General features: G+C 41.5%; 3 protein-coding genes and 1 pseudogene. All 4 read left to right on the top strand.

The window, feature by feature from the left end; all coding sequences use genetic code 11:
- Window positions 1-204 precede the first annotated feature (204 nt).
- Window positions 205-2,037 (top strand): SH3 domain-containing protein, encoded by a 1,833-nt coding sequence (locus tag N4310_RS07690; protein ID WP_262092714.1) that lies wholly within the window; start codon window positions 205-207, stop codon window positions 2,035-2,037.
- A gap of 17 nt (window positions 2,038-2,054) precedes the next feature.
- Complete coding sequence (locus N4310_RS07695) at window positions 2,055-2,777, top strand: hypothetical protein (RefSeq protein ID WP_262092715.1); 723 nt, start codon at window positions 2,055-2,057, stop codon at window positions 2,775-2,777.
- 152 nt (window positions 2,778-2,929) lie between these two features.
- Window positions 2,930-3,559, top strand: a complete 630-nt coding sequence (gene upp / locus N4310_RS07700) for a uracil phosphoribosyltransferase (RefSeq protein WP_160332469.1) — start codon at window positions 2,930-2,932, stop codon at window positions 3,557-3,559.
- Between the two features lie 66 nt (window positions 3,560-3,625).
- Window positions 3,626-4,228: pseudogene (locus tag N4310_RS07705) on the top strand (ATP-dependent Clp protease proteolytic subunit); the annotation flags it as partial.
- Window positions 4,229-4,308 lie beyond the last annotated feature (80 nt).

Here is a 4,308-nt window from a genome sequence, read left to right on the forward strand (position 1 = left end):
ACAACTCATCAGAATGAGTTCTAGCCCTTATCTAGCAGATATGATGGGTGGCTAACTTCATTTTAAAATTTTTGATTCATCTTTTTAAAAATATATTTGATATTTTTTTCACAAAACACTAGACGAGACTGGCGGTTTATGATATACTTATTGTGTGAAGTAAATCACTAAATATTTCGAGTGAATTTTTTAGGAGGTTCAGCCATGGAAAAGATGTCAGTACAAAATCGTGTTCAAAGATTTTCTTTTAGGAAATGTTCTTTTGGTCTTGCGTCTGTTCTACTAGGGTTTTGGTTAGTTTCAGGAACTAGTAGTGTTTACGGAGATGAGATGAAGGCCATTGATTCAACAACTGTTGGAGTTGAGACTACTGAGATATTAATTGAACCTCCGATGACCAGTGAAATTATTTTAGATCAATCTACTAGTCTTGTTGTAGAAAATGTTGAAGTTCCGAGTGTAAGTACTGGACTAGTAGAGGTTAAAGAAGTACCTACCGAGACAGTAAGTTTATCAAAAGTTGATTCTAGTGACCTAGTTACCTCTGTAGAGGTGGAATCGAAATCAGTAGCTGTCAATGTGGCTCAGGAAATGAAAGATGGGGATATTGCTCCTTTTTCTGAAACAGATTCGGTTGGGAAACTAGTATCTGTAAAAGCTACGGAAAATATTAAGGTTTCTGAACCATCTGAAGTTGTTGTGAAGGTGAAAAATATTTTAGAAGATAAGAGCGAATCCTCTATTTTGGATAGCATTCCAAAAGTGGGGGATGATGAATCTCCTCAAGTGAAGTTGGTCGGGGACGATGAAAAACCTCAGGATAAATCTTCAATAAGAAGAAGTCGGTTTAGAGTTGCTGATGGTGGAAGAAATACTTATATAGGGGATAATTACCCTTGGAAGTATGGTGATATTAATAGTGATTTAGACCGTTGGGGATATCCTGTACGGCAATGTACCTCCTTTGTTGCTTTTAGATTGGCAGAAACAAATGGATTTTCCAATGTTGGTTATTTAGGTAATGGGGGTAGTTGGGGAATTAATGCTGCTTCGCGTGGAGGCTACGTTGATAAAGTTCCCGCAGTAGGTTCTGTAGCTTGGTTTGGACCTGGCTTATTTGGAGGAGATTCTAACTACGGTCATGTGGCTTGGGTAGCTGCTGTTGAGGGAGATAATGTTATTATCGAAGAGTATAACTTTAACTGGAGTTTTGGATACAAGCGCAGAAGTATATCAGCTTCCTCTGTCAGTGGTTACATCCATTTTAAAGATTTAGGTGATCGGGTTGCTACTCCAACTGTTCAGAAGAATGCAGGAGAGTTAGCTCCTAGTGGAACTTATCACTTTACAACAAAATCATTTATTAAGAGTGAGCCACGAGTTACAGCGACTGATGTAGCTTACTATGATGTGGGTATGTCCGTGAATTATGATCGTACTTTAGAAGCAGATGGACATCATTGGATTAGTTATATCTCATCTAAAGGAGGTCGTTACTACATTTCTGTCGGTAAAGCATCTTCAAAAACAGCAACAGTTGTAACACCTGTTTCAACTAATCCAGTAGCTACTGTCAGCAGTTCTCTCCCTGCAAGTGGAACCTATCAGGTTAAAGAAAAATCTTTTATTAAAGCTGAACCTAAACTATCAGCTGCGGATTTAGCTTACTATGATGCGGGATCATCCGTGAACTACGACAAGGTTTTAGAGGCAGATGGCTACCGCTGGATCAGTTATTTATCTTTCCAAGGTAACCGTCGCTATATAGCCATTCAGCCATTAGAGGCATCTAATTCGTCAGCTGCTAATCAATCTAATGTTGTAGCTTCCTCAAAAGTATCCTTACCTGCAAGTGGTAGCTATACATTTACTCAAAAATCCTTTATTAAAAATGAGCCACGCCTGTCAGCTGAAGACATTGCCTATTATGATATTGGGATGTCAGTAAATTATGATAAAATAGTATCAGGTGATGGACGAGACTGGTTGAGTTACATCTCAGGTTCAGGAGTTCGTCGATATATTGCACTTCCGTAAGATTAGGAGACACCATCATGAAAAAATATGGTCTTTGCTTGTTGGCTGTCCTTGTTTTGACAGCTTGTACTCCAGCTAAAGAAGCTGATGTTAAACCCACTGCAAGTTCTTCGAGTAGCCAGAAGCTTGTCGGATCTAGCCAAAGTGGTTCCTCTACCCAAAAGAAACAAGAGCAGAAAGCGCGTTCGTCTTCTTCCGTTAAACCTGCGGTTGCTGAGGAAGGAGTGGAGAATCAATCGGCTGTCTCTAAGGTGGGAGTTAGTGTAGGAGCTAGTGCCGGCGCGATGTCTCAGGGTACAGGTGTCGGAGTGTCTCAAGAAACAGGTATTGTAGCGGATGTGTCTACAGATGGAGACGCAATAAGCTCTACTGTAGGAGCTCCGGCTCAGACCACTGGAATTAATGGAGCGTCCTTGGTTGCAGGTGATTTTTCAAGCATTGCCGGAATCTGGCAGGATGAATTTGGCAATCAGCTCTATGTTCAAGCAGATGGCACTGTTGGAGTAGTGATGGCTGAATCAGACCATATTCCAGAAGAGGAGCGTGTACAGTTAACAAGAGATTTGATGATTGCCAGTGATTTTGGAACCTGGAATGGTGAGAATTATTTAAGTCGATTGGTGAATGAGGGGCATACCTCAGGTTTACCTTACTTTTCAGTAGATTCGAAAAGTGGAACAGTTCATTTACCTGCAAACTACGCAGAAACTTATACTGGAACCTTTACTCGGGTTGAGTAAATTCATTGAAGATTAAAACAGGCTTTGGGCTGGAGAGTGGTCCGGGCCTGTTTTTTGCTGAACTGGAAAAATCTGCTTTTGGGGCTTACTTTGGAAAGCTTTTCAGGGATGTCTGTGATATAATGGAAAAAATTAAGAAAAGAGGAACCCTGATGTCTAAAGTTCAAGTCATTGCGCATCCGTTGATTCAACACAAATTGTCCATTCTTCGTCGGACGGACACTTCTACCAAAGCTTTCCGGGAATTGGTAGATGAGATTGCGATGTTGATGGGATATGAGGTTCTTCGAGACCTTCCCTTAGAGGATGTTGAAATTGAGACGCCGATTACAAAAACAGTTCAGAAGCAGTTGGCAGGTAAAAAACTAGCCATTGTTCCAATCCTTAGAGCTGGTATCGGCATGGTTGATGGATTGTTAAGTTTGGTTCCAGCTGCCAAGGTAGGTCATATTGGAATGTACCGGGATGAAGAGACGCTACAACCGGTGGAATACTTGGTAAAATTACCAGAAGATATTGATCAACGTCGGATTTTTGTGGTTGATCCAATGTTGGCGACCGGTGGTTCTGCGATCTTGGCGATTGACTCCTTGAAAAAACGTGGGGCTAGTAATATTACCTTTGTCTGCTTGGTAGCTGCACCTGAAGGGGTGGCTGCCTTGGAAGAGGCGCATCCGGAGGTTCCAATTCTGACAGCTGCCTTGGATGAACGCTTGAATGAGCAGGGTTATATCGTTCCTGGACTTGGCGATGCGGGGGATCGACTTTTTGGAACCAAATAAGGGGTTAAATATTGACCTTTACTGACCATTTGGGTATAATGAAGTCATTCTAGTAAAGAAGGAGAATCCAGAATGATTCCTGTAGTTATTGAACAAACGAGTCGTGGTGAACGTTCCTATGACATCTATTCACGACTATTAAAAGATCGAATTATTATGCTGACGGGACCTGTTGAGGACAACATGGCTAACTCCGTTATTGCCCAATTGTTGTTCTTGGATGCGCAAGATTCAACCAAGGATATTTACCTCTATGTAAATACCCCAGGTGGATCTGTGTCAGCAGGTTTGGCGATTGTGGATACCATGAATTTTATCAAGGCTGATGTTCAAACAATTGTGATGGGGATGGCAGCTAGCATGGGAACCATCATTGCTTCCAGCGGTGCCAAGGGTAAACGTTTCATGTTGCCACATGCAGAGTACATGATTCACCAGCCAATGGGTGGTACTGGCGGTGGCACTCAACAAACGGATATGGCGATTGCAGCTGAGCATTTGCTAAAAACCCGTCATACCTTGGAAAAAATCTTGGCAGATAATTCTGGTAAACCCGTGGAACAAATCCATAAGGATGCAGAACGCGATTACTGGATGAGTGCTGAGGAAACCTTGGCTTATGGTTTCATCGATGAAATTATGGCCAATAACCAATTGCCACAAGCTTAATTGATCCCGAATTATTCATAGATAACTAAAAAAACTTCTAGAAACCCTGATAGATCAATGTTTCTAGAAGTTTTTGATTT

This window comes from Streptococcus danieliae (assembly GCF_025447695.1).
GTDB lineage: Bacteria > Bacillota > Bacilli > Lactobacillales > Streptococcaceae > Streptococcus > Streptococcus danieliae.

Coding starts and splice junctions, on each gene's coding strand:
- N4310_RS07690 (WP_262092714.1), top strand. CDS start 205: ATGGAAAAGATGTCAGTACAAAATCGTGTTCAAAGATTTTCTTTTAGG.
- N4310_RS07695 (WP_262092715.1), top strand. CDS start 2,055: ATGAAAAAATATGGTCTTTGCTTGTTGGCTGTCCTTGTTTTGACAGCT.
- upp (WP_160332469.1), top strand. CDS start 2,930: ATGTCTAAAGTTCAAGTCATTGCGCATCCGTTGATTCAACACAAATTG.